Annotated in this window: 24 protein-coding genes; 9 read left to right on the top strand and 15 right to left on the bottom strand. The window is 45.0% G+C overall.

Features of this window, described 5'->3' with window-relative positions; all coding sequences use genetic code 11:
• Positions 1 to 94 precede the first annotated feature (94 nt).
• From RRU94_RS24105 to RRU94_RS24125, 5 genes are all read right to left on the bottom strand, one after another.
• Positions 95 to 2,239, bottom strand: a complete 2,145-nt coding sequence (locus RRU94_RS24105) for a type IA DNA topoisomerase (RefSeq protein WP_315693376.1) — start codon at positions 2,237 to 2,239, stop codon at positions 95 to 97.
• 110 nt (positions 2,240 to 2,349) lie between these two features.
• Positions 2,350 to 3,060 (bottom strand): MBL fold metallo-hydrolase, encoded by a 711-nt coding sequence (locus RRU94_RS24110; protein WP_315693377.1) that lies wholly within the window; start codon positions 3,058 to 3,060, stop codon positions 2,350 to 2,352.
• Positions 3,061 to 3,111: 51 nt separating this feature from the next.
• Positions 3,112 to 4,509 carry an N-acetylmuramoyl-L-alanine amidase gene (locus RRU94_RS24115; protein WP_315693379.1) on the bottom strand — a complete coding sequence of 466 codons (1,398 nt, stop codon included), beginning with the start codon at positions 4,507 to 4,509 and terminating at the stop codon, positions 3,112 to 3,114.
• Between the two features lie 100 nt (positions 4,510 to 4,609).
• The gene (locus RRU94_RS24120; RefSeq protein WP_315693380.1) at positions 4,610 to 5,512 is read right to left on the bottom strand and encodes a catalase family peroxidase; all 903 of its coding nucleotides are present in this window, start codon (positions 5,510 to 5,512) and stop codon (positions 4,610 to 4,612) included.
• A gap of 50 nt (positions 5,513 to 5,562) precedes the next feature.
• Positions 5,563 to 5,751: a hypothetical protein gene (locus tag RRU94_RS24125; protein ID WP_315693382.1), complete on the bottom strand. Its 189-nt coding sequence runs from the start codon at positions 5,749 to 5,751 to the stop codon at positions 5,563 to 5,565.
• A 254-nt stretch (positions 5,752 to 6,005) separates the two neighbouring features.
• Between RRU94_RS24125 and corA the strand changes: the two genes are divergently transcribed.
• Positions 6,006 to 6,956, top strand: a complete 951-nt coding sequence (corA, locus tag RRU94_RS24130) for a magnesium/cobalt transporter CorA (RefSeq protein WP_315693383.1) — start codon at positions 6,006 to 6,008, stop codon at positions 6,954 to 6,956.
• A gap of 441 nt (positions 6,957 to 7,397) precedes the next feature.
• Positions 7,398 to 8,795, top strand: a complete 1,398-nt coding sequence (gene alaP, locus RRU94_RS24135) for an alanine permease AlaP (RefSeq protein WP_315693384.1) — start codon at positions 7,398 to 7,400, stop codon at positions 8,793 to 8,795.
• Positions 8,796 to 8,848: 53 nt separating this feature from the next.
• On the opposite strand, the gene RRU94_RS24140 is transcribed toward alaP, so the two are convergent.
• A complete protein-coding gene (locus RRU94_RS24140; protein ID WP_315693385.1) occupies positions 8,849 to 9,295 on the bottom strand; it encodes a DUF4385 domain-containing protein in 447 nt (148 codons plus the stop codon).
• A gap of 120 nt (positions 9,296 to 9,415) precedes the next feature.
• On the opposite strand from RRU94_RS24140, the gene RRU94_RS24145 reads away from it, so the two are divergent.
• Positions 9,416 to 9,877 (top strand): hypothetical protein, encoded by a 462-nt coding sequence (locus RRU94_RS24145; protein WP_315693386.1) that lies wholly within the window; start codon positions 9,416 to 9,418, stop codon positions 9,875 to 9,877.
• 16 nt (positions 9,878 to 9,893) lie between these two features.
• Positions 9,894 to 10,619, top strand: a complete 726-nt coding sequence (locus RRU94_RS24150; RefSeq protein ID WP_315693387.1) for a YqjF family protein — start codon at positions 9,894 to 9,896, stop codon at positions 10,617 to 10,619.
• 12 nt (positions 10,620 to 10,631) lie between these two features.
• Here RRU94_RS24150 and RRU94_RS24155 read toward each other — a convergent pair whose 3' ends face one another.
• The gene (locus RRU94_RS24155; protein WP_315693388.1) at positions 10,632 to 11,597 is read right to left on the bottom strand and encodes a Gfo/Idh/MocA family protein; all 966 of its coding nucleotides are present in this window, start codon (positions 11,595 to 11,597) and stop codon (positions 10,632 to 10,634) included.
• Between the two features lie 145 nt (positions 11,598 to 11,742).
• Between RRU94_RS24155 and RRU94_RS24160 the strand changes: the two genes are divergently transcribed.
• From RRU94_RS24160 to hxlB, 3 genes are all read left to right on the top strand, one after another.
• Positions 11,743 to 12,117 carry a winged helix-turn-helix transcriptional regulator gene (locus RRU94_RS24160; protein ID WP_251273441.1) on the top strand — a complete coding sequence of 125 codons (375 nt, stop codon included), beginning with the start codon at positions 11,743 to 11,745 and terminating at the stop codon, positions 12,115 to 12,117.
• 139 nt (positions 12,118 to 12,256) lie between these two features.
• The gene (gene hxlA, locus RRU94_RS24165) at positions 12,257 to 12,898 is read left to right on the top strand and encodes a 3-hexulose-6-phosphate synthase (protein ID WP_315693389.1); all 642 of its coding nucleotides are present in this window, start codon (positions 12,257 to 12,259) and stop codon (positions 12,896 to 12,898) included.
• Positions 12,898 to 13,443 carry a 6-phospho-3-hexuloisomerase gene (gene hxlB, locus RRU94_RS24170; RefSeq protein WP_315693390.1) on the top strand — a complete coding sequence of 182 codons (546 nt, stop codon included), beginning with the start codon at positions 12,898 to 12,900 and terminating at the stop codon, positions 13,441 to 13,443. Before hxlA ends, hxlB begins: the two co-directional genes overlap by 1 nt.
• A gap of 41 nt (positions 13,444 to 13,484) precedes the next feature.
• On the opposite strand, the gene RRU94_RS24175 is transcribed toward hxlB, so the two are convergent.
• Entirely contained in the window at positions 13,485 to 13,958 is a 474-nt protein-coding gene (locus RRU94_RS24175) for a DinB family protein (protein WP_315693391.1), read from the bottom strand.
• 153 nt (positions 13,959 to 14,111) lie between these two features.
• Here RRU94_RS24175 and RRU94_RS24180 point away from each other — a divergent pair, with 153 nt between their 5' ends.
• A complete protein-coding gene (locus tag RRU94_RS24180) occupies positions 14,112 to 15,254 on the top strand; it encodes a zinc-dependent alcohol dehydrogenase (protein ID WP_251273445.1) in 1,143 nt (380 codons plus the stop codon).
• A gap of 17 nt (positions 15,255 to 15,271) precedes the next feature.
• On the opposite strand, the gene RRU94_RS24185 is transcribed toward RRU94_RS24180, so the two are convergent.
• The 7 genes from RRU94_RS24185 to RRU94_RS24215 all read right to left on the bottom strand — a co-directional run bounded on the left by RRU94_RS24185 (position 15,272) and on the right by RRU94_RS24215 (position 22,053).
• A complete protein-coding gene (locus RRU94_RS24185) occupies positions 15,272 to 17,164 on the bottom strand; it encodes an FtsX-like permease family protein (RefSeq protein WP_315696125.1) in 1,893 nt (630 codons plus the stop codon).
• Positions 17,139 to 17,903 carry an ABC transporter ATP-binding protein gene (locus RRU94_RS24190; protein ID WP_315693392.1) on the bottom strand — a complete coding sequence of 255 codons (765 nt, stop codon included), beginning with the start codon at positions 17,901 to 17,903 and terminating at the stop codon, positions 17,139 to 17,141. The genes RRU94_RS24185 and RRU94_RS24190 overlap by 26 nt, the downstream gene beginning before the upstream one ends.
• Before the next feature lie 84 nt (positions 17,904 to 17,987).
• On the bottom strand, positions 17,988 to 18,986 hold the full coding sequence (locus RRU94_RS24195) for a sensor histidine kinase (protein WP_315693393.1): 999 nt from the start codon (positions 18,984 to 18,986) through the stop codon (positions 17,988 to 17,990).
• Complete coding sequence (locus RRU94_RS24200; protein WP_315693395.1) at positions 18,983 to 19,684, bottom strand: response regulator; 702 nt, start codon at positions 19,682 to 19,684, stop codon at positions 18,983 to 18,985. Before RRU94_RS24200 ends, RRU94_RS24195 begins: the two co-directional genes overlap by 4 nt.
• A 111-nt stretch (positions 19,685 to 19,795) precedes the next feature.
• The gene (locus RRU94_RS24205) at positions 19,796 to 20,047 is read right to left on the bottom strand and encodes an HPr family phosphocarrier protein (RefSeq protein ID WP_315693396.1); all 252 of its coding nucleotides are present in this window, start codon (positions 20,045 to 20,047) and stop codon (positions 19,796 to 19,798) included.
• 12 nt (positions 20,048 to 20,059) lie between these two features.
• A complete protein-coding gene (locus RRU94_RS24210; RefSeq protein WP_315693397.1) occupies positions 20,060 to 21,586 on the bottom strand; it encodes a tripartite tricarboxylate transporter permease in 1,527 nt (508 codons plus the stop codon).
• Between the two features lie 20 nt (positions 21,587 to 21,606).
• Complete coding sequence (locus tag RRU94_RS24215) at positions 21,607 to 22,053, bottom strand: tripartite tricarboxylate transporter TctB family protein (RefSeq protein ID WP_315693399.1); 447 nt, start codon at positions 22,051 to 22,053, stop codon at positions 21,607 to 21,609.
• Between the two features lie 259 nt (positions 22,054 to 22,312).
• On the opposite strand from RRU94_RS24215, the gene RRU94_RS24220 reads away from it, so the two are divergent.
• A complete protein-coding gene (locus RRU94_RS24220) occupies positions 22,313 to 23,353 on the top strand; it encodes a tripartite tricarboxylate transporter substrate binding protein (RefSeq protein WP_315693400.1) in 1,041 nt (346 codons plus the stop codon).
• Positions 23,354 to 23,363 lie beyond the last annotated feature (10 nt).

The following is a 23,363-nucleotide window of genomic DNA, read 5'->3' on the forward strand; positions in this document are numbered from 1 at the left end:
CAGCCCCCTGAACGCTTTTTTCTTTATCTTATCAGAACCTGTGTGCAAACAGCATGTTTTAATGATTATGATGCTAGAAAGCAGGTATATATCACTACTGGTTTTTCGGGGCTTTAAATTCAAATTGAACGGTGCCTTCACTTTTATCTTTCCAAACGAGATAAGCGTCAAATGGCCGCTTTCCTTTAAAGCCTTTGATTAAGTTCGTTTTTCCTTTCTGAAGAAGCTTTTTTACATTCGCTGCACTGATTGACTTGCCGAGCATTTTTTTGCCGAGTATAAACCCGCATTTTGATGATTGGTAAGCGGAACAGCCATAAAATTTCCCTTTATCGACAACAACGCTTCCGCATTTCGGGCATTCACCGAGCGGCTGATTATCTTGCGCGGCCGGCTTAGACGGCGCATCAAATGACCAGCCGGCAGAGTGCTCTATAGCATCCTGCACAATTTTTTGGGCGAGCCGCTTCGACTGTTCAATAAATACATTGGCTGGCGCTTGTCCTTTGCCGATTTCTTTTAAACGCTGCTCCCATCTGCCTGTTAATTCCGGTGAAGCAAGCAGCGTATTTTCCACTGCATCAATCAAGACGAATGCCTTAGCCATCGGTACCACACGGTGCTCTTCTATCTTCATATAGTCAAGCTGCTTCAGGCGCTCGATAATATTAGAGCGTGTACTTTCCTCCCCAAGGCCGGAAACCGATTTTAATACATTGCCAAGCTCTTTGTCCTCCACTGTATAACCGACATTTTTCATGGCAGTAATCAGTTCCCCTTCTGTATACCGTTTCGGCGGGACAGTTTTTCCTTCCACGACTTTTACATCCTCTGCTATGCCTTTTTGTCCTTCTTTCACATTCGGCAGCAGCACATCCTCTTTTTCCTTTTCAAACAAAACCGGACGCCACCCGGGCTCAATCAGCCGCTTTCCGTTCGTCACAAAGATGTGCGGCCCGACCGCTGTTCGGATAGTCGAATGTGCAAACAGAGCCGGGTTATAATGGGCAGCAATCAATGAACGAGCGATCAGATCATAAATCTTTCGCTCATCACCGCTTAATGAATGAAGAGATGGAATTTTTTCTGTTGGAATAATGGCATAATGATCGCTTACTTTTTTTGAGTCTACATACCGTTTATCCGATAGGATGGAACGTGTCGTCCCTGCGGCCCATTGTTTGTACGGCTCAAGCTGGGATAACTTCCTTAAGATAGCCGGAAAAGCCGCAGCTTCTTCTGGATTCACATGATTGCTGTCAGTCCGGGGGTAGGTCACGTAAGACCGTTCATAAAGAGACTGCGTTACCTCCAATGTTTTTTTCGGCGAAAAATTAAACCGCTTATTCGCAAGTGCCTGCAGCGTGGATAAACTGTGAAAAGCAGGCGGCGGCACCGGTTTGTTTTCCGTTTTCACTTCCACTGCTTCCGCTTCTTTTCCCATGCACTCATCCCGGATTGCTTCTGCATTCTCCCGTTCATAAAAGCGCGTTTCTTTTTCTTTTATCCATTTTCCTTCATATAAAGCTCCATTCATGTTAAAAGACGCCACTACTTCATAAAACGGCTTGGATACAAAGGTAAGAATCTCTTTTTCCCGCTTGACGACAAGAGCAAGCGTAGGTGTCTGCACGCGCCCGACAGCGTATACATCCCGCCCTGCTCCTTTTGTTTTGGACTGAATTAAGAGCGTATAAGCACGGCTTGCATTCATGCCGATCAGCCAGTCTGCATAGCTGCGGGCCATCGCTTCGTGGTAAAGCGGCATCGTCTCTTCAATGGGCCTCAGATTAGCAAAAGCCTGCTCCACGGCTCTCGGTGTTAAGCTGCTTACCCAAAGGCGCCGCATCGGTTTATTAACACCAGACATGCGGACAACAAGCTGCACAATGAGCTCTCCCTCACGTGCCGGGTCCCCCGCGGAGATAATTTCGGTTACAGCCGGATTTCGAATAATTTCCTTGACTGCTTTGAAGCGGCTCGTTTTAGCTGGAATGATTTTATATTTAAATGTTTCTGGAATCATTGGCAGTGTTTCAAGGTGCCATCTCTTTAATTTAGGATCCATCTCATGCGGCGGTACAATTTCAAACAAGTGGCCGCTGCACCAGGCGAGCAGCGCACCATCTGGAAATGTTTCACACGGTGCAATCTCAATGTGTGTTCCTTTTTTCACATGGCGGAATGGAGCGGCAAGCGCCTCGGCCTGTGATGCTTTTTCAGCAATGATCGCCTGCATGGCTTTTCCTCCTATCTACAAAAACAAACGTTCGATACCCTCATTATAAAGGTGGGATTTCTTTTTCGCAAACGCAAAAAAACGAAGCCGGCTTTGGGCTTCGCTTTTTTTCAGCTCAGTTTTCTCTCTGCTTCGCCAATTGCCTGGCGTATGGCGCTCTCTGGATTCGGCACCATCTTGCCGTGGCCCGCCGCAAGAAGCGCTGGCTGAAGCGCCTGAATCCGTTTGGCACTTTCGATGGCGGTCTCCCTATCCCACGTTCCGAACGCTGGAAAAGGGAAAAGCGGTTTAAACGTACCGGCAACCGCCATTCCTCCGTGTGTTTGAAAAGCATCTCCAACAATCAGGTGCTTGTTCCGGGTGTCCCATAACGACATGGAACCCGGCGTATGGCCTGGCGTAAACACGGCTTCGAGCGAGCCGACTCGATCTCCTTCATTTAGTTCTACATCCGGTTTTGTGCTCATTCTCTTCGGAACGCCGCCTTTAATAGGTTTTTGTGCTTCGCCCGCATCAACCGTCAAATCTCCTTCCAAAATTCGGGCGTCGCGTGCAGATATATAAACGGGCACATCAGGCATAAATGCTTTTAATCGATCAACTGAGCCAATATGGTCTTCGTGAGCATGAGTAAGTACAATGTGTTCAATCGGCTTGCCCAATCGTTTCACCATATTCATAATGGCGGCTGCACTAAACGGAAGCGCTGCATCAATCAACGTAAGAAATCTTTCTTCCTCAACTATATAGCAGTTAACCGGAAACAGGGATGGCATAAAAGAAACCTGATATAAACTTCCTGTTTTTCGAATGCGGACCATGACAATCTCCTCCAATGAAAAATGGCTTCCGTTCAAAACGGAAGCCATTTTTTATTTGTAATACGCATCTACGCTAAATCCTTTTGCTTTGTAATAATCAAGGATCCCGTTGTAAATCGCAATAGACATTTTATTCATTTGAGCATCAGATGCCATCTTGGCAGCGTCTCCTGCATTTGTGATAAAACCAAGCTCAAGCAATGTGGCTGGCATGCTGTTTTCCCGAAGAACCGAGTAATTGCCCGGTTTCGTACCGCGGTCGCGAAGGTCCCATGCGGCAAGCATACGTGCATGAATCTTTTCGCCAAGAAGCTTGCTGTCCGCTACATGCTGGTTGCCGGCTGAATAATAATACGCTTCTGTACCTGTTGCTGCAGGTGTTGCGGCATTTGCATGGATACTGACAAAAATATCTCCGTCTTCATTTTTCGCAAACGCAGAACGGTCAAGCAGTTCAATAAAGACATCCGAAGACCGGGTCATTTTTACCGTAAACGGTGTTCCTTTTAAAAGGCTGCTTACTTGCAGGCCGGCTTTGAGCACAACGTCTTTTTCTTTTAAGCCATTGCCGACCGCGCCGGAATCTTTGCCCCCATGGCCCGGATCTAAAATAATCGTTTGCCCGGCCAAAGCAGAATCCGTATTTGGTGACGGAGCTGGAGCCGGTGCATCAGGCGCCGTACTTCCTGACGATGAGCGCAAATAAGAAGAACTGATAAATCCGGTTAGTGACCCTGCTTTTATATAAGTCCAGCCGCCTACAGAATGGGCACCCGATACTTTTGTGTTGGCTGAAATTTTGCCGATAGACGTGTAATCCGTTGATGGACCAGTCCGAATATTTAAGTTGTTTGTGGTTGACACAAGTGCTGACTCAAAAGAAGCTGACTGTTTCAAGCGAAAAGATGGATTCACAGCACGCGCAAGAAACACCGCAAAATCCGCGCGGGTAATCGTTTTATTCGTGCCAAATGTGCCGTCTTCCATTCCGCTGGCAATCCCAAGCTTTAAAAGAGCCTGTTCAGCATTTCCGGAATAACCGAATGCTCTTTGTAAAATGATGGCCATGTCACCGCGTGTAACGGCTTTAGAAGGGAAAAATCGATTGTCTGATGTACCGAGCATAATGCCTTTATCGACCATGGCTTCAATATAGCCGGACGCCGTGTTCCCTTTTCCCACGTCGGAAAAACGAGTAGCCCGCTGCTGTCCATTAAGCTGCAGGGTCCGGCCGACAAAAATGGCCACTTGCGCCCGCGTCAATGTTGCTCCTGGAGCGAATGATGACGGAGTAACACCGTAAATAATTTTTCCTTGCGTTAAGTAATTTACTTCCTTAACTGCACGCGATGGAACATCGTTAAATCCCGCTGCCTGAACAGGTGCTTGAATGCCCAGCAGAGAAAAAACCAGGCATAATGCCGTGATAAACATCGTCCATTTTTTCACTTTGTTGCCTCCATTCAAAAATATGCCGCTTTTAACCTATATATCTTTTCTATTTATTTCATTTTAACGTTTTTTTTGGGTCATTTGTATTTCATTTCTGTTACAGACCGTTAAAACGACGTAAAGAAGAAGCGGCATAAATAGCCTGGCGGGCATGTAAAACCGGGTCATTCGAACACTCTATCCCATCCGGAAGCACAGTTGGATCGAAAATGACCCGGTCATTTGGCTGGAGAATTTTTTCTCTTATTTCCAGACGACCAACAGAAATACGCGGCCGGTCTTCAGGCCAAAGTACGGTTGAATCGTCCGTGGCATCTCCCGGTTTCCCTAGAATAATAGAAAGTGTAAAGCTGACAGGCAGCTCATCTTCCAATTCTTTTTCTAAGTAATCCGCGGGATGGGTAACGGCTTCTTTTTTTGCTTCTGCGCTAAACGCTTTCTCTGGTATCCATTCATATTTTACAGGCTGCCTGTCGCCTGCTTCATTGACAAAGTAAAATGTATGAATAGGAAAATAGCGGCTCGTTGAATAGCTGACGAACGGCTTCATTTGTTTTAAAATCTGAAAAGCCGCTTTGCTTTCGGGATAGTCGATAAACAATTTCATTAAATCTCTTGGTCCCGGCCCTTCTGCGGCAAGCCTCATCATTTCCACGAACGCTTCTGGTGTTTTCGTTAAAAAAACCGGGACATTTACACTAACCAAATAGGTTTCTTCTCCATTGGGCAGGTGAAACTGAACAGACATGCCCTTTACTGGTGATAGACTGTCGATCATATTTGGATTTGGTGAGCTGTCTGAAAAACGGACGACTGCCGGCACCGGTCTTTGCTGCAAATGCACGGCTTTTGTATACGGTGCAGCCTCCCCATTTGGAACAAAAACAGCTTGATAAAAGCAGCCTTTTGCATGCGCCCTCCGAAAGCCTGGATGAGTGCCTGCAATTTTTTCAATGGACTGGATCGCCGTTTCGGCTAAGCCCGTGTACTTTTCGTTCATATCGCTGCCTCCTTTTCTATTCATCCATACCCAAAAAAGCCTTTGCTGATTCAAGCTTGATCAGCAAAGGCTTTTTTATCCATGTCCCTGTCCCTCTCAGGCGGAAACAGTCGGCGTCCAAGCGCCGGCATATAAAAAACAAGAAAAACAGAACGAGCCAGTGTAAAGCTTATAAAAGCGAGCCAAAGACCGTGATTCTCAAAAGCCGGGACACCTGCCCATTGAATTAGAAAATACATTCCCAGGGCTGCTGCAATAGAGTTGCGGACAGGAGCCGCCTGTGAAGCACCGGTAAAAACACCATACAGTACAAGGCCTACTGCGCCGCTTGCCGGAAACGGGAGCGGTTAGTTACTGATTTAAAAATAGAACACTCCTTTAAATTAGTCAGAAATCTGTTTTGTCTGCTCCCTGTTCCCTCCCTTCTCTCCTTACAAACATGCGGATATGCTGTATACTGTTAAGGGCTTACTACAAGAAGAAGGTGATGCGCATGATCCGAACGGCTGCAATTACGGCTGATCAAGCTGTGTTGCATAACATCCCGCTTGAAGACCTTCGCGGGGACAACATCCTTTGGTACTGGGTGGACCTTGACCAGCCGACAAACGAAGAAACGACGATTTTACAGGAGTTTTTCGCATTTCACCCGCTGGCGATTGAAGACTGCTTGCATTTTATTCAACGGCCAAAGCTGGATTACTATGAAGATCACAACTTTATGATTATTCAATCCATCAATCAAAAAACGCTTGATCCGGAAGAGATTGATATTTTTTGGTGTGCAAACTATATTGTAACTTTTCATCGGAAAAAATCTGTTGAAATTGACACAGTATGGGAACGTCTTCTAGATGCTAAAAAAATAAAAAACTTAAACCCAGTTCAGGTTTTATACCATCTTGTGGACAAAGTAGTCGACCACTTTTTCCCGAGCGTCTATCAGATTGAGGACAGCTTAATCCAGCTCGAAGCAGAGGATGCAGACCAGGCGAGCACAGATGATTTATTTGATATTCGAAAAGAGCTGCTGAAGCTACGCCGGATTATTTTTCCGATGCGGGAATTGTTATACCGTGTACTGAATTCAGACCGGATTCAAATGGGTAAAAAAAGCAAACTATATTTTAAAGATATTTATGATCATCTTTTAATGCTGACAGAAATCGTTGAATCAAACCGGGAACTCACAAAAGATATGCGTGACAGCTATCTTTCGGTGAACTCAAATCGTATGAACAGCATTATGATGACATTAACAGTCATCACAACGATTTTCATGCCGCTTACGTTTATTGCCGGCATTTACGGAATGAATTTTGATCATATGCCAGAATTACACTGGCACTACGGTTATTTTATAGTTCTTGGTGTCATGGCTGGTATTTCCCTGTCCATGTTTGTCTTTTTCTGGAGAAAGGGCTGGTTCCGGCAGGATCATTAATGAAAAAGCACTGGTGAAAAGCACCAGTGCTTTTTCCATTTTTTCCAGCTGTTTCTTTTTTAAAGAGCAGGGAAAACTGAAATTTATCTGACTAAAAACGGATTCTTTTCTTACGAAACTATTCCTCTTCTTTTTGTTTATATTCCCAAACAAGAGAAAAAAAATTTTTATTTCTCCACAAACAATTTTTCTATCAATCAATGTTAAAATGGGCATACGCTCTTAATTGTAAGCGGTATCAAACAAGTAATATCAAGGGTTTTTTTGATTCATTCTTCACCAGCTTCCCTGTTTCAGCAAAAAAGGAGGTTATGTTTCTTTCTTATTTTTCTTGCCAACCGAAACAGCACAGGGATACAATGAGAAAGTGCGTTAATTTCTTGAAGCATCTCAGAAATTTTTTCCATTTTGGAGCCTATTTTAAGGAAAGGGAGAACACAAATGGCACAACTAGACTCAAAGAAAATAGCGCCTCAGCCAAACAACAGCAATGAACTGCACCGTGGATTAGAAGAAAGGCATATTACACTTATGTCACTCGGCGCAGCCATCGGCGTCGGGCTTTTTTTAGGTTCCGCTACCGCGATTAAAATGGCCGGTCCAGGAATCTTGCTTGCTTATGCTGTGAGTGGCATGGTGATGTTTTTTATTATGCGTGCGCTTGGTGAAATGGCGATTGAAAAGCCTGTTGCCGGTTCATTTAGTAAATACGCGCGTGATTATCTTGGCCCGCTGGCCGGATTTATAACTGGATGGAACTATTGGTTTTTATGGGTTGTAACCTGTATGGCGGAAATTACCGCAGTCGGCGTTTATATGGGCTACTGGTATCCGGATGTTCCAGCCTGGATTTGGGCATTAGCCGCCTTGGTCATTATGACAACCGTTAACTTTTTAGCGGTAAAAGCATATGGGGAATTAGAGTTTTGGTTTGCCCTCATCAAAATTGTTGCAATTCTTTCGATGATTGTAATCGGTGTGTTGATGATCGCTTTCGGAATCGGAAACGGCGGTATTGCAACCGGAATCAGCAATCTTTGGGAGAACGGCGGCTTTTTCCCGAATGGTGCAAAAGGACTTCTGTTATCCTTGCAGATGGTTATGTTCGCTTATTTGGGCATTGAATTAATCGGTGTTACAGCCGGGGAAGTAAAAAACCCGGAAAAGTCATTATCCAGAGCGATTGACTCTGTGTTTTGGCGGATTTTAATTTTTTATGTGGGCGCTTTATTCGTCATTATGTCTATTTATCCGTGGACCGAAATTGGCACACAAGGAAGCCCATTTGTCCTGACATTTGAAAAAGTGGGTATTCCAGCAGCAGCCGGCATTATCAACTTTGTTGTCCTAACGGCCGCTCTTTCATCTTGCAACAGCGGTATTTTCAGTACAGGACGCATGCTGTTTAATCTGGCAGAACACGGGGAAGCACCTTCTTCTTATCAAACGCTGACTCGAAACGGTGTTCCGGGCAAAGCGATTATTGCTTCTGCTGGCGTGCTGCTCATTGGCGTTTTGTTGAACTATCTTGTACCTGCTAAAGTTTTTACATGGGTAACGAGCATTGCAACATTCGGAGCGATTTGGACATGGGCGGTTATTTTGCTTTCACAAATTCGCTACCGAAAAAGCTTGAACCCGCAACAGCAGCAAGGACTTAAATACAAGGTTCCGCTATTTCCTTTTACTTCATACATCTCTCTTGCGTTTCTAGCAGGCGTTATTGTTGTAATGGGCTTTAGTGCGGACACAAGAATTGCCCTGATTGTCGGTCCGCTTTGGCTGCTTTCATTAACGGTTGTATATTATGCCAAAGGTTTTCACCGCAAAAATGCATAAAAGCTCTTTTAACGGACCGGTCCTGCCCTGAGTAGGCCGGTTCTTTTTTACGATCAGCCATATTTTTTCTGATGTTCTTTTTTCAATTTTAAGTACTCCTGATCTTCGCGCACAGCTTTCCATTTCATCTGGAAAATCTCTGCTGACTGCGCTTTTTCTTCATCAATATTCCGCTCGTTTATCTTTCCTTCTTTATTATATTTGCGGCCGCCTTTGTAGTTTGTGTAACGACGTGCCCGCGTATAGCCCATCTGCAGAAACTTGCGTGCCATATCCATGCCGACAAAATCATTTTTTTCTTTGTATTCCAAAAACATGCTGTAAATCTTTTCTGATGATTCCCGGGCAATATCGGGTGTTTTAAAGCGCCAGTGCGGCAAAATTTCACTTTTGTAGGGCTCCACAAGCAGTACCCCCTGCTCGCCCCGGCCGACACGGTATTTTTCGGGTTCTTTTCGAAAGTCAATATGGTCAAAGTCAAGCGAATAATCAAATGCCATTATGCTTCTCTCCTTTTTCTTCTTTTTACCCGTCCTTTTAAGAGACAAACGAAGCAAAAAAAAGCGTTTAAAACGGTGTCATTTGTAAATAGTAGTAAAAAAGATGAAAAGGGGATCATCATGAAAAAAACCTACTATGCTGCTTTTTTCCTGGCAGGGATGCTGACAGCCGGATGCGGAACGGACGAAAGTGAACAGCCTGTACTGGATACCGAAACCGATACCATTGAGGAACAGGCGCGTGATTTGCCAAGTAAAATTCAAAATGTACAAAGTATGCTTGACCGCGTAAACACCCATATCGAATCCTCTGAAAGCGGTGAGGAGCTTCAAAAAGCCGGAGAAAGCCTGGAAGAACATTGGGATTTAGCTGAAGCTGAAGTGGAAGAGCAATATCCAGAAGAATACACAGCTATTGAAAAAAGCCTTTACCCGCTTATAGCCGAAGCACAAAAAGACACCCCTGATCTTCAAAAAATGAAACCATGGGTGAAAGATGCCAACGACAAATTAACAGCTCTTTTAGAAAAAGCATCCGCTCCTAAAAAAGAAGAAGATGGGTTAGACACAGAACAGAAATAGAAAGGAGTCCCGTGAAATGGCCAACGCTTTCAGTGAAACGAGCCAGCGTCCTTTTGCGCTCCCTTCTTCTCCCTGGATCGCAGCACAGCAATGGGATTTTATGCTTTTTCTTCACTGGCCTGTTTCAGCCAAGAAACTCGAACCGCATATCCCAGCCGCTCTTTCTCTTGATTTGTTCGGCGGCAGCGCCTGGGTCAGCATTGTGCCTTTTTTAGCCCGCGGCACCCGCCTGCGTGGCCTGCCGCCTTTTCCTTTTTATCATTCCTATTTAGAAATCAATATACGCACTTACGTCACGTATAAAGGCGTTCCCGGTGTTTACTTTTTCAGCCTTGGTGTCGATAAATGGCCGGTCGTTTTGGGGGCACGGGCTGCTTCTCTTCTTCCGTATTACCATGCTCAAATGAAGCTGCTTGTGCGCGATCAAACGGTGGACTTTCGATCAGGAAGCAAACATCCTTTTCGTGCCGTTTATTTCCCTTCTTCCTCTGTCTTTATCCCGCAGGAAGGCAGTATAGACTTTTGGCTGCTTGAACGCTATTGCCTGTTTGATCAAAAAGGCGGCTTTGTTTTCCGCGGAGATATTCACCATGACCGGTGGCGTGTGGCAGAAGCGCGCTGTACGGTTTTGGATCCGCCGTCCCTTTCTTTTTTGCCGGATGCGGTTTTTGAGCAAAAGCCGCTCGCTCATTTTGCCCATAAAAAAAACGTGTTTGCCTGGCCGTTACAAATCGCCAGGTAAACACGTTTTTTCTTATGAAGTAAAGACGACGCCGGCCTGTCTGCGCGCTTCTTCCGTGATCTCGATCACAATTTCGCTTATGTTCCGGTAGTGCTCATACAGGTTGCGGTCATTTGACTGAATCGCTTCTGCAATCGCTTCTGCTTCATACATCATATCGTTTTCTTCTTCTGCAACGGCCAGCTGTTCCTGCTCCCCTGAAAGACGATCCGTAAACTGGATGCTTGCAATTGGTGCCACGTGATCAAGGCTGATCGTGCCGTTTTCGCCGCTGATTTCACCCGGCAGGAACGAATCCGTTATTTTTGAGAACATTGTGGTACACACATGTGTGCCGTAATCCAGAATAACCGAACCGCTTCCATCCACACCTGTCGGCAGCATCGTCACATGGGCGCTGATACGCTCTGGCTTGCCAAACAAGGAAACAGCCAGGCTGATCGGATATACGCCTAAGTCAACAAGCGCACCCCCGGAAAACTTCGGTGAGAAAATATTCGGTTCTTCCCCAGCCAGTACATTATCGTAGCGGGACGAGTATTTCATATACTGCAAAAATGAATGACGGATCGGACCGACTTTTTCAATCGCCTCTTTTAAGCGTGCATGGTTTGGCGTATACAAATTGCGGAACGCTTCAAATAAAAATACGCCGTTTTCTTCCGCTGTTTGAAAGGCTTCTCTGCACTGGTCAGCCGTTGAAAACATTGGTTTTTCACAAATAATATGCTTTTTATGCTTCATTAAAAAAAGCGCCTGCTCAAAGTGAAGTGAATTAGGCGAAGCGATGTATACAACATCAACGGTTTCATCAGACGCCAGCTCCGCAAGGTCTGTGAAAATGCGCGGTGCTCCCAGCCACTTTGCTTTTTCGACCGAACGGGAGAAAGCGCCAGCAAACGTCAATGCATCTGTTTTGCTGATAGCATCAATAAACCGCTCTGTAATCATGCTTGTACCAATCGTTGCGATGTTCATATGTAATCCCTCTCTTATCCAAAATACTAGCCGCTGTTCTTTGTTATTTTCTCAGTAAAACGCTCCAATATCAACTGCCGGCCAAACAAGTTTCTTTTTGAACTGTACATACATATTGTATACTGTTTGAAAAGGGGGCTTGCAAGTGGGACATGTATGCGCAAGAGAATTCAACTGTGAAAAAGAACTGACGCTGGCGGTGATCGGCGGGAAATGGAAAATGCTGATTCTTTGGTATTTAGGGAAAGAAGGAACAAAACGGTTCAACGAATTAAAATCGTTAATGCCCGGCATTACGCAGCGTATGCTTGTGAATCAGCTGCGTGAGCTTGAATCGGATTTTATCGTTCACCGTGAAGTGTATCCGGTTGTGCCTCCAAAAGTAGAATATTCCTTGACGGACCAGGGCCGGACTTTAATGCCCATTCTTGAATCGATGTACGATTGGGGCAAGAAATATAAGGAATTTATTGAAGAACAAGTGGATGAACCTGCTGTGGAAATTGGACATAATAAATAATCAAGAGAGTGTGCGGAGCACGCTCTTTTTTTATTGGACAGTATACTTTTCAGCACTATATGAGTTTAAAGTGCGTACTTCTTTTTTGCTCAGCTTCACTTTACAATGAACAATATCAAACAAAAAAGGAGCATGTATCATGAAATTACAATTAGCGTTAGACCTTGTAAACATTCCGGAAGGTATCGAGCTTGTGAAGGAAGTACAGGACCACGTTGACATCGTTGAAATTGGCACGCCGGTTATCATTAACGAAGGGCTTCACGCGGTTAAAGCTATGAAAGAAGCGTTCCCGAACCTGGACGTGCTGGCGGATCTTAAAATTATGGATGCAGCCGGCTACGAAGTGTCACAAGCTTCAGCAGCAGGTGCGGACATTGTGACCATCCTTGGCCAGGCGGAAGATGCATCCATCAAAGGCGCCGTAGAAGAAGCGAAAAAACAAGGCAAACAAATTCTTGTGGATATGATTGCGGTCAAAGACATTAAAACACGCGCGCAGGAACTTGACGCCTTTGGCGTTGATTACATCTGTGTTCATACGGGCTATGACTTGCAGGCAGTCGGTAAAAACTCCTTTGAAGATCTGCATACAATTAAAAGCGTTGTAAAAAATGCGAAAACAGCGATTGCCGGCGGGATTAAGCTTGAAACACTTCCGGAAGTGATTAAAGAACAGCCTGATCTTGTTATCGTCGGAGGCGGGATCACAAGCCAAGATGATAAAAAAGCAGCAGCTGCCGAAATGCAGAAGCTTATCAAAGACACGGTTACGGTTTAATGACCAAGCAGCTTGAACGCATTCTGCAGGAGGTTCACACAACCGCTCAGCTTATCCGTGATGAAGATGCAACGCAGCTTGTAAATCACATCCTTGAAGCGGAAAAAATCTTTGTAGCGGGCGCAGGACGCTCCGGGTTTATGGCAAAATCCTTCGCGATGCGCATGATGCATGTCGGCTTGGATCCATACATTGTGGGCGAAACGATCACGCCGAATGTAGAAGAAGGCGATTTGTTTATCGTCGGTTCTGGCTCGGGTGAAACAAAAAGCCTTGTGGCGATGGCGGAGAAAGCCAAGTCGATCGGCGCGGATGTAGCGGCTATTACGATCGTGCCGGATTCATCGATCGGCCAGATTGCAGACATCGTCATTGAGATTCCTGCTCAGACAAAAGCCGATACAAGCAATAAATCGATTCAGCCGATGGGTTCTTTGTTTGAACAAAGCTTATTGCTGTTTTATGATTCGCTTATTTTAACGATCATGGAAAAACGCGGAATGAATTCCGGCCGTATGTACGGGCGCCATGCCAATTTAGAATAGCTGTAAAAAAGGCCGCTTATTTAAAGCGGCCTTTTTTTACTTTATGTAGATGGATTGTCCCGCAAAAAATAAATAAAATCAGTCGGGCAGCTCCCATATCCTGCTGTTCTCAGCATCGCTACCACATTTCCACGGTGGGAAGTGCCGTGATTGACCACATGGGTCACAAGCTCAGATAACGTATTTTGAAAGAGCATCTCTTCTTTCGTTCGATAGTTAATCATTGTATCACCGCTTCGTACTTCCTGTAAAAACCTGCTCATTTCTTTTCCGAGATCCGTAAAAGCTTTTTTCGCTTCTGCCGCAGTCGAAAAGGTTGTTTCGCCGCCTGCCGGTTCACTGGATTCTTTCATCCTTGAAAACCATATTCGGTCTACGTCATAAATATGCTCAAATGTCCGAGCGATAGAGGAAAACGGCCCTGCCATCGGTTTGGTAAAAACGGAAGGGTATGAAGCCAGATGATCCAGCATTCGTTCGTTCGCCCATACATGATAATCATATAACTGATTCATTTGTAATCCGCCTTTCTTTATGTTAAATGTTCCTTGTTTCTACTATAACAGGAAACAAACCCTGTACCATTTAAAAGGAATACGCGTTTTTTCAGCATAATATTCCGTCATACGGGTAAAAGAAAACTATTCTAAAAATCAGGAGGTTTTTTCATGCGCGCAGTTACCTATCAAGGCATTAAGAACATGCAGGTAAAGAATGTAGCGGATCCAACGATTCAAAAGCGGGAAGACATTATTGTCCGTATTACCTCAACAGCCATTTGCGGCTCTGATTTACACATTTACCAGGGTGCCTTGCCGCCGGCAGAAGACGATTATGTAATCGGCCATGAACCGATGGGAATTGTAGAGGAAGTCGGGCCGGACGTCACAAAAGTTAAAAAAGGCGACCGCGTGGTGCTGCCGTTTAACGTTTCCTGCGGCCAGTGCTTCTATTGTAACCACGATATGGAAAGCCAGTGCGACAACTCCAACGCCAACCCTCATATTGATTCGGGCGGTTACTTCGGCTTTACACAGCGCTACGGAAACTTCCCTGGCGGCCAGGCAGAATATCTGCGCGTACCATATGGAAACTTTATGCCTTTTGTGATTCCGGAATCATGCGAGCTTGAGGATGAATCGGTTTTATTCCTATCTGATATTTTACCGACTGCTTATTGGAGCGTTGAAAATTCCGGCGTGAAAGCAGGAGATACGGTCGTTGTACTTGGCTGCGGACCGGTTGGCTTATTAACACAGAAGTTCGCCTGGATGAAAGGCGCAAAGCGGGTCATTGCTGTGGACCACGTTCCGTATCGCCTCGCTCATGCCAAAAAGATGAATAACGTTGAAGTATTTAATTTCTCAGAATACAAAAACATGGGTGATCATTTAAAAGAAATCACCAATGGCGGCGCGGATATTGTCATTGACTGTGTCGGCATGGACGGAAAAAAATCGCCGGTTGAAGCGATCGAGCAAAAACTCAAGCTGCAGGGCGGCACATTAAGTGCGATCCAAATCGCCTTGAGAGCGGTTCGCAAGTTCGGAACAATCCAGCTCACTGGCGTTTACGGTTCTTTGTATAACATGTTCCCGCTTGGCTATTTATTTGAGCGGAATATTACTGTAAAAATGGGCCAGGCACCTGTGATCCATTACATGCCGGAGCTGTTTGAGAAAATCACAGCCGGCGAGATTGACCCGACGGAAATCATTACCCACAAAGTGCCGCTTGAGCAGGCGGGCGAGGCTTATCAAATGTTTAACGATCACGCAGATGAATGTATTAAAGTGGTCCTTAAACCATAAAACAAGAAATCCGCTCCTTATAGGGCGGATTTTATTTGTTTGATATAAAAATAGCGGACAATAAAAAAGTAAACGATTTGAATAGCGGTAAAAATCAAAAGCACATAGATGCATTCGATAAAAAACGGCTGGTAGAACATATTAGAGAGTGCCGTCAGCGCAACAATCCCGTGAATGAGCGCTATAACAATCGGCGAGAAAAATAAAAGTGCGATCTGCTGGTTCAGCACCCTTTTCAATTCCTGTTCGGTTAAGCCCATTTTCGCAATCGCCTTGAATTTTTCTTTGTCATCATCAAGATCACTGTACAAACGGAAATAAAGAATACTGCCGGCGGACATAAAGAACACCATGCCGATAAACAGTCCGACGAACAATGTTGGTCCGTAGCCGGCGTTTAAGGTATACAAAGCAAAGTCAGATGCAAAGAAATATGGCTGCTCCCCATTTTGCAGTTCCTCTGATAAGACCCTTCCTGCATCAACCAACTTTTTGGAAGAATCATCGCTCATCCATACATAAAACGGCTCCGACTGAACCGGCTTTCCTAGCTGCTCAAATACAGAGTCCTGTACAACCAATCCCCTCGAAACCGGCATAGCATGCGTTTCAATCACCTGATTCGGCTTCAAGCTTCCGCCTGATGAAAGCGGAATTCGAAGATCTGTGAGTTCCTCTCCTGATTCATATGCCTCAAACATTTCATTTGTATATTCTATCGCAGCTGCGCCATCCGCTGAAACAACTTCCGGCTTTTGTCCGATCATATCTGCAAACCGATTAAAGTCGGAAACCTTTACAATCAACAACGGATTTTCGTTTCCTTCAACCTGAAAATAGGTCAGAAGCATATGCTCATGCCGGGCTTCTATCCCTTTACTCTCTAACACTTTGTTTATTTTGCTGACTTCCTGCTGTTCTACTTTTTCGTTTTGCTCGAAAAGTGTATAGCTCATCGAGTACGCGTTTTCTTCTTTAATGGCAGAATTTAAAAGTGATTGAAATCCATACAATGTCCCAATAGCGCTGAAAGCTACAGTCGAAACAATCGCAACCATAAAAAACGTCCGTGCATTGTCCTTCATCCGAAATGATAGATCGGAAAACAGCAGCATATTCGTTTTTTTCCAGAAAACAGAAGGCTTTTCTTTTAAGCGGCGAATGATGTATACACTTAACTGTGTGAATAAAAAGTAAGTACCTGCCACTACGACTATCACTACCGGAACGAGCGCATAGACGACGTACATTCCTTCTACAAGAAGAGCTGCCGCATAACCGCCGCCAATCAAAAGCACAACGAGAAGGGCCAGCCATTTCGAGGCTTTCGGCTCTCCTTTTGACTGCTTTCTGCTTTTCATCAAATCAATTAATTTCCCGCTTCGCAAAATGGCAGCTGTAAAAAAAGAAATAAATAAAAACAGCAAAGCGAAGGCAGCGAAGGTAAGGACAATAGCTTTAACCGGCATGTAAAAGTCCAATTCTGTTCCGATCACCAGCATATTTTCCGCAATCAGCAAAATGAGCTTCGCAAACACAAGGCCAAGACCAATCCCGCCAATAGTGGCAAAAAAGCCGATCAGCAGATTTTCAAGGAATACCATTAAGCGGAGCTGAACCGGCGACATGCCCTGCATGATTAATAAACCAAATTCATTTTTCCGTGTTTTTAAAAAAGCGCCCATTGAATACAATACGTAAAAAAACGCAAATGCAAAAATGATTCCTTCTGCGGTCGTTAGGGCAATCGAAACAGATTGTACTATTGCTCCCTGACCGAGCGCCGGATGAAAAGCAAAAACGGCAAATGTGAAAAAGACCATAACGGAAAACAAGCTGCTTAAAAAGTATGCCGCATACAAACGTTTGTTACGGAAGACGTTGTTAAACGCGAATTGACGAAAGGTGATGTGCGTCGCCTCCCAGCAGTGAAAGTGTATCAATGATTTTTTGGAAAAACGCCTGCCGGTTATCACCGCGATGAATTTCCGTATACAGCTTTCCGTCCCGGATAAAGATCACTCTCCGGCAGTAGCTGGCCGCCTGCGGATCATGTGTGACCAGCAGCATCGTTGTTTTTTGTTTATGGTTGATGGCCTCCAGCATCTCCATCACGGCTTTAGACGACTTGGAATCAAGATTCCCCGTCGGCTCATCAGCCAGCAGCAGGCTCGGTGAGTGAATCATCGCCCGTGCCACCGCCGCCCGCTGCGCCTGGCCTCCAGAGATCTCGTACGTTCTTTTATTCATAATCCCCGCAATGCCAAGCTGATCGGCTATCGCAGCGGCTTTCCTTTTCATTTCTCCTACTTTTTCACCGTCAAGTGTTAACGGCAGCACGATATTTTCCTCTACTGTAAGTGTGTGCAGCAGATTAAAATCTTGAAACACAAACCCTAGCTCGCGCCGGCGGAATTTAGCCAGGTCATTTTTTTTCAGCTCATGAGGATTTTTTCCATTCAGGAGAATTTCACCAGTGGTAGGTTCATCAATGGTTGCAATCATATTTAAAAGAGTGGTTTTCCCACTTCCGGACGGCCCCATGATACCGACAAACTCTCCTTCTTCAATGGTTAAATGAATATCGTTCAACGCCTGGTATGCTATTTTTCCTTCATATGTTTTGCTTACATTTTTCACATTCAGCATACAATGATCCCCTCTCCGTTTCGTTTGTAAGATCAGTGTACGATTTTCACTCGGCTGCTTCTATCGATTTTTCTTTCACCTTTCTTACAAGGATGTAAGGTTGCGCCACGAATGAAATACAATCCGTGCAGTAGTTCCTTCTCCCGGCTTTGACTGAATATCGAGACGGTGGTCAAGCTTAGCTGCCGCTTCTTTGGCTATGTAAAGCCCCATACCGGTTGACTCTCGAAAATGACGTCCATTTGCTCCGGTGAAAAACGGATCAAATACACGCTTTATGTCTGTTTGAGGAATGCCGACCCCAAAATCGGTTACTTCGATAACGGCTTCTTCCGAATGGGGAAAAAGAACAATGTGCAGCTCATTGCTTCTTCCAGCTGAATATTTCACCGCATTCTGCACAAGCTGCTGCAAAATAAAAAACAGCCATTTTTCATCGGATTCCGCTATGATATCCCGCTGAAGATACACTTTCGGGTAAATACCGTTCCGAATAAACAGCCGCTTGTTTTCACTGATTACATTCTCAACCATGACGGAGAGCTGAAGAGACTTAATGTGAAAATCCTGCTCAAACGTCCGCAGTCTCGCCATGTACAGAACCGTGTTCAGCCCTTCCCTCATCCTTTCCGTTTCCTCCCGGATGCTCAATGATTCAGGTTCATCCATTTGCTGAGCGGTCAGTTCAATAACAGACAAAGGGGTTTTCATTTGATGAACCCATTGATTCATAAACGTCAAGTGATCTCCCTGCTGACGTTCTAATGCCCTTACCTTATTTTCGTACTGCCGGTATTGAGACATGAGCAGTGTGCGAAGTGCCTGCGGAACCGGGGCTTCTTCCAGCTTCTGAAGTGACTCATCCATCGATTCGATTGGGCGGCTCAGCCGGTTATAATAAGCACGGTGTGTCACATAACGGTATATAAGATAAACACCGAGGAAAAAGACGGCTAAAAAGCAGCCGTACAGAGCGGGTTTGATATGCCGGTAGCCATCAAGCCAATACACAAGAAAAATCGTACTGAACTGGATCAGCTGTACAATGATCAGTATCATATGTTCACGAAGGAAAAGCTTCATCTCTTTTCCTCTCCCGGCACGTTCAGCCTGTAACCCGCTCCTCTAACTGTTTCAACCGCCTCCATAGCCCCGATTTCCTGGAATTTTTTGCGGACACGAGCTATGTTGACATTTAGTGTATTCTCATCCACATATGTCTGGCTGTCCCACAGCTTTTCCAACAATGCTTCACGGCTGGCCACGCGTGGATATCTTTCCATCAGCATTTCGATAATGGAAGCTTCCTTTGCGGTCAATACGGTCATTGTTTCTTCATAAGCCAGTTCCATCCGTTCTGGATATAGAATAATGCCAGCTGTATGTAAAATGCGCTCTTCTGCTTTGGCCGCATACTCTCCATATGCCCGGCGGAGATGGCTGCGGATTTTTGCCAGAACCACTTCATAATAAAAAGGCTTTGTGATGTAATCATCTCCGCCATTTTCAAGCGCCATGACCTGGTCCATCTCCCCATCCCGTGCAGAAAGAAATAAGACCGGGCAAATAGAATCTTTCCGAATCTGCCGGCACCAGTAAAAGCCATCAAAGCTCGGTAAATTAATATCAAGCAGGACCAAATCCGGTTTGTAATGATGGAATTCATCGGCTACATGCTCAAAATCGTTTACCCTGTACACATCGTATCCGTATTTTTCAATATGTGTTTGAAGGAGGCTGGCGATTTTGGCATCATCTTCTATAATCATTATTTTTTGCAATTGGATCCCCCCTCATTTTATTATGGCAGAAAAAGGAGATTATTTCGAAGGGTGTTTAGCCGCGGAGTTTATAAAACAAAGAAAAAGAGCGGTCCTGTACGGACCGCTCCTTTATTCATTCACTTCTACCGGCATATGAAACTGGTGAAATACTTTTACCATTTCCCTCTTTGCCTCTTCTTCATCCGGCCCATGAATCTCAAGCTGAAACGTTTTGGAGGTTAAAACGGAATGCGTCAGTCCTAAAATACTTTTTACATCAATGCTGCGATGATCTGTTTTTAACACGATGCTCGATTGAAACGGCTGAGCCGCTTTGTTTAATTCCACCACGAAACGAGCAAATGTCCCTCCGATTTCCATATCGGCTCCCCCTTAATCTTCTTCGTTAATAATGACGGAACGGCCACGCATTTTCATAATAAGCGGAATACTGATCCATAAAGCGCCAATCAGCAGAAACAGCAGTGACACCGGGCTTGTGACAAAAACAGAAAAATCACCATTGGAAGAAGTAAGGGCACGGCGCATATTATTTTCAATCATCGGACCAAGCACCAGCGCTAAAACGAGCGGCGCGACCGGATAATCATTTTTTGTTAAAAAGTAACCGAGCAGTCCGCAGGCAAGCAGTAAAGCCAAATCAAAAATATTAAATTGTACGGCATACACACCGAAAATGGAAATCGCCACAATAATCGGCAGCAAATATTTAGCCGGCGTATCAATCACCTTGGCAAACACTTTTACAAGCGGCATGTTTAAAACAAGCAGCATTACATTGCCGATAAACATACTGGCAATTAAGCCCCATGCTACCTGCGGGTTGTCTTCAAATAACAGCGGACCCGGCTGTACGTTGTACATAATAAGGGCTCCCATCAAAATAGCGGTTGTGCCGGAGCCCGGAATCCCCATTGTCAGGAGCGGAATCATGGCGCCGCCAGATGCTCCATTGTTAGCAGACTCGGGTGCAGCTACGCCCGCAATCGCTCCGTGGCCGAATGTTTCCGGGCGTTTGCTTATTTTCTTTTCGGTAATATAAGAAAAGAAAGAGGCAAGCGTCGCGCCCGCACCTGGCAGCACACCAATAAAAAAGCCGAGCAGTGAGCCGCGGACGATCGGTCCGGTGCTTTCTTTCATATCCTGTTTTGTCGGCAAAATCCGTCCTACTTTGGCGATCTTGCCGTCATCATTGTCTTTGTCCAGAATTGTCCGAAATACTTCACCAAGTGCGAATAAACCTACTGCTACTGTTAAGAATTCAAGACCTGAATACAAATAAGGGTTATCATATGTGAAACGGGAAACCCCGGATACATTGTCCATTCCAATGGTCGCTAAAAGCAGGCCGGCAACTGTCATGATCAGTGCTTTTGTAATCGAGCTTCCTGCCAGTCCGCTGACTGCACACAGGCCTAGAAGCATCAGCGAAAAATACTCAGCCGGCCCGAATGAAAGAGCTAATTCGGACAGCGGCTTCGCCAGCAAGGTCAAGCCTAGAAGCGAAACAATCCCTGCCACAAATGAGCCGATAGCAGAAATAGAAAGTGCTGCTCCAGCCCGTCCCTGCCTTGCCATCTGGTAACCATCCAGCGCCGTTACAACTGAAGAAGATTCTCCCGGCGTATTTAATAAAATCGAGGTAGTCGATCCTCCATACATGGCTCCATAATATACACCTGCAAGCAAAATAATCGAACTGGCGGCAGCGCTTTGCGGGTCAAGGCCTGACGTAAGCGTTGCGGTAATCGGAATTAAAAGAGCCACGCCGCTCATGGGCCCAATTCCCGGCAGCACGCCCACCGCCGTTCCAATTAGGACACCGCAAAAAGCAAACAATAAGTTTTGCCACTGCATGGCAACCCCGAACCCATTCATTAAAAATTGTACTGTATCCATGTGTAAGCACCTCCTTTAATTTAAACCGGAAATCCTGGCAGCGAGCCTTGTAAAAGACCGACAAAAATATAGTAAACGCCAAAAGAAAACGCCGCGGCGATCACAATGCTTTTCAGCCAGCCGCCCCTTTCCAACACTTGAAATCCAATTAGCAAAAATAAAAAGGTTGTAATCACATAACCAAGCGGCTCCAGCAGCACAATGTAAAGAATAGCGGCTGCAAAGATAATGAAAAACCTTTTGTAATCCGGCTTTTCTCCTCCTCTTGATTCCTGTTTATTTTTTACGGCTTCGGTAAAAAGCTTGATACTTAATAAAATGAGTAAAATGCCGAGTCCGATTGGAAAAATATCCGGTCCCACGTTGCTTCCATAAGAAGTGGCAGCAATTTTGCGGCTTTCTGTGATAAAAAAGACGCCTATTAGAAGAAAGATGATGCTGGCATAACGATCGAATGTCCTGCTCATTTTATACACCCCCGCATTTATTTCGTTTAAATGTAAACGCTTTCTTAAAAAGTACCAGCTTCTGCCCGCCGATAGAAGTTTTTCTTCATAACTTGAATAACGATCATATTTTCAATGCAGCATTTATTTTCCATGAAAAATATGACGTTAATGCCGTTTAATGATCTTTATGAGATGAATGAGCAGAAACTATTCCTGTTCATTCGTTGGTGGTACCATTTGTGAATGAAAGCGTTACCAAAATAAAGGGGGCATTTTAATGAGTGTGACGTTCAAGGTAAAAAAGTGGGGCAGTCTGATTACGGCCGGTGCGCTTGCACTTAGTTTAGCAGCGTGCAGCAATTCTACTACTTCTTCCTCTGGAGGAAGCAAAGAAGAAAGCGCTGCTTATCCAGAAAAGCCGATTGTCATTAATGCGCCGTCCGGAGCAGGCGGCGGGCTTGATACAACTGCACGCGCTTTAACGAAAGTATTAAATGAAACGGGATTAACAGAGCAGTCCATGACGGTTGAAAACAAGCCAGGCGGCGGACAGGCAGTCGGCCTCGCAGATTTTATCAGCCAGGATCCTAAAGACCCTTACCGACTGTTTCTTCCTTCTGTTCCATTGCTTATTAATAATTTGAAAAAAGAAGGAAACAGCCCGCATTCCTATAAAGATTTAACGCCAATCGCCCAACTTACGAAAGATTATGGAGCGATTGTCGTTCCGGCAGATTCAAAGTATAAAGATTTAGAATCACTGTTTAAGGACTTAAAGGCGAAGCCGGACAGTTTAACACTGGCAGGCGGCTCGTCTCCGGGTTCTCAGGATCATTTAGTTGCCATGCTCCCTGCTGTAAAAGCGGGTGTTGACGCTGCGAAAATCAAATATGTTTCTTATGATGGCGGTGGAGAAGCGATGACTGCTCTGATCGGCGGCAATGCCGATGTGCTTGCTACAGATATTTCCGGCACAGGGGAATATTTAAAAGCAGGAAAAGTTCGTGTTCTCGGCGTATCTTCTCCAGAGAGGTTAAAAGGCACATATGCGGATATTCCAACATACAAGGAAGCCGGAATTGATGCAGAATTTACGATTTGGCGCGGTTTGTTTGGGCCGAAAGAAATGCCGGACTACGCGGTTGATTACTGGAACAAAACACTTTCAGAAATGGTGAAAACACCAGAATGGCAGAAAGTTCTTGAAACAAACGGATGGGAAGACGGCTATAAAAATTCTGAGGAATTCACGGCTTTCCTAGAAGAACAAGAGAAATTGGTACAGGAGATTTTAGAATCGCTTAATATGCAAAAATAAGCTTATTCTG

The organism is Domibacillus sp. DTU_2020_1001157_1_SI_ALB_TIR_016 (genome assembly GCF_032341995.1).
In the GTDB taxonomy this organism is placed as follows: Bacteria; Bacillota; Bacilli; order Bacillales; family Domibacillaceae; genus Domibacillus; species Domibacillus indicus_A.

Excerpts from the sequence above, each read along its gene's own strand:
- RRU94_RS24105 (WP_315693376.1), bottom strand. The coding sequence starts at position 2,239 with ATGCAGGCGATCATTGCTGAAAAAGCATCACAGGCCGAGGCGCTTGCC.
- RRU94_RS24110 (WP_315693377.1), bottom strand. The coding sequence starts at position 3,060 with ATGGTCCGCATTCGAAAAACAGGAAGTTTATATCAGGTTTCTTTTATG.
- RRU94_RS24120 (WP_315693380.1), bottom strand. The coding sequence starts at position 5,512 with ATGAACGAAAAGTACACGGGCTTAGCCGAAACGGCGATCCAGTCCATT.
- RRU94_RS24125 (WP_315693382.1), bottom strand. The coding sequence starts at position 5,751 with ATGTATTTTCTAATTCAATGGGCAGGTGTCCCGGCTTTTGAGAATCAC.
- corA (WP_315693383.1), top strand. The coding sequence starts at position 6,006 with ATGATCCGAACGGCTGCAATTACGGCTGATCAAGCTGTGTTGCATAAC.
- alaP (WP_315693384.1), top strand. The coding sequence starts at position 7,398 with ATGGCACAACTAGACTCAAAGAAAATAGCGCCTCAGCCAAACAACAGC.
- RRU94_RS24140 (WP_315693385.1), bottom strand. The coding sequence starts at position 9,295 with ATGGCATTTGATTATTCGCTTGACTTTGACCATATTGACTTTCGAAAA.
- RRU94_RS24145 (WP_315693386.1), top strand. The coding sequence starts at position 9,416 with ATGAAAAAAACCTACTATGCTGCTTTTTTCCTGGCAGGGATGCTGACA.
- RRU94_RS24150 (WP_315693387.1), top strand. The coding sequence starts at position 9,894 with ATGGCCAACGCTTTCAGTGAAACGAGCCAGCGTCCTTTTGCGCTCCCT.
- RRU94_RS24155 (WP_315693388.1), bottom strand. The coding sequence starts at position 11,597 with ATGAACATCGCAACGATTGGTACAAGCATGATTACAGAGCGGTTTATT.
- hxlA (WP_315693389.1), top strand. The coding sequence starts at position 12,257 with ATGAAATTACAATTAGCGTTAGACCTTGTAAACATTCCGGAAGGTATC.
- hxlB (WP_315693390.1), top strand. The coding sequence starts at position 12,898 with ATGACCAAGCAGCTTGAACGCATTCTGCAGGAGGTTCACACAACCGCT.
- RRU94_RS24175 (WP_315693391.1), bottom strand. The coding sequence starts at position 13,958 with ATGAATCAGTTATATGATTATCATGTATGGGCGAACGAACGAATGCTG.
- RRU94_RS24180 (WP_251273445.1), top strand. The coding sequence starts at position 14,112 with ATGCGCGCAGTTACCTATCAAGGCATTAAGAACATGCAGGTAAAGAAT.
- RRU94_RS24190 (WP_315693392.1), bottom strand. The coding sequence starts at position 17,903 with ATGCTGAATGTGAAAAATGTAAGCAAAACATATGAAGGAAAAATAGCA.
- RRU94_RS24195 (WP_315693393.1), bottom strand. The coding sequence starts at position 18,986 with ATGAAGCTTTTCCTTCGTGAACATATGATACTGATCATTGTACAGCTG.
- RRU94_RS24205 (WP_315693396.1), bottom strand. The coding sequence starts at position 20,047 with ATGGAAATCGGAGGGACATTTGCTCGTTTCGTGGTGGAATTAAACAAA.
- RRU94_RS24210 (WP_315693397.1), bottom strand. The coding sequence starts at position 21,586 with ATGGATACAGTACAATTTTTAATGAATGGGTTCGGGGTTGCCATGCAG.
- RRU94_RS24215 (WP_315693399.1), bottom strand. The coding sequence starts at position 22,053 with ATGAGCAGGACATTCGATCGTTATGCCAGCATCATCTTTCTTCTAATA.
- RRU94_RS24220 (WP_315693400.1), top strand. The coding sequence starts at position 22,313 with ATGAGTGTGACGTTCAAGGTAAAAAAGTGGGGCAGTCTGATTACGGCC.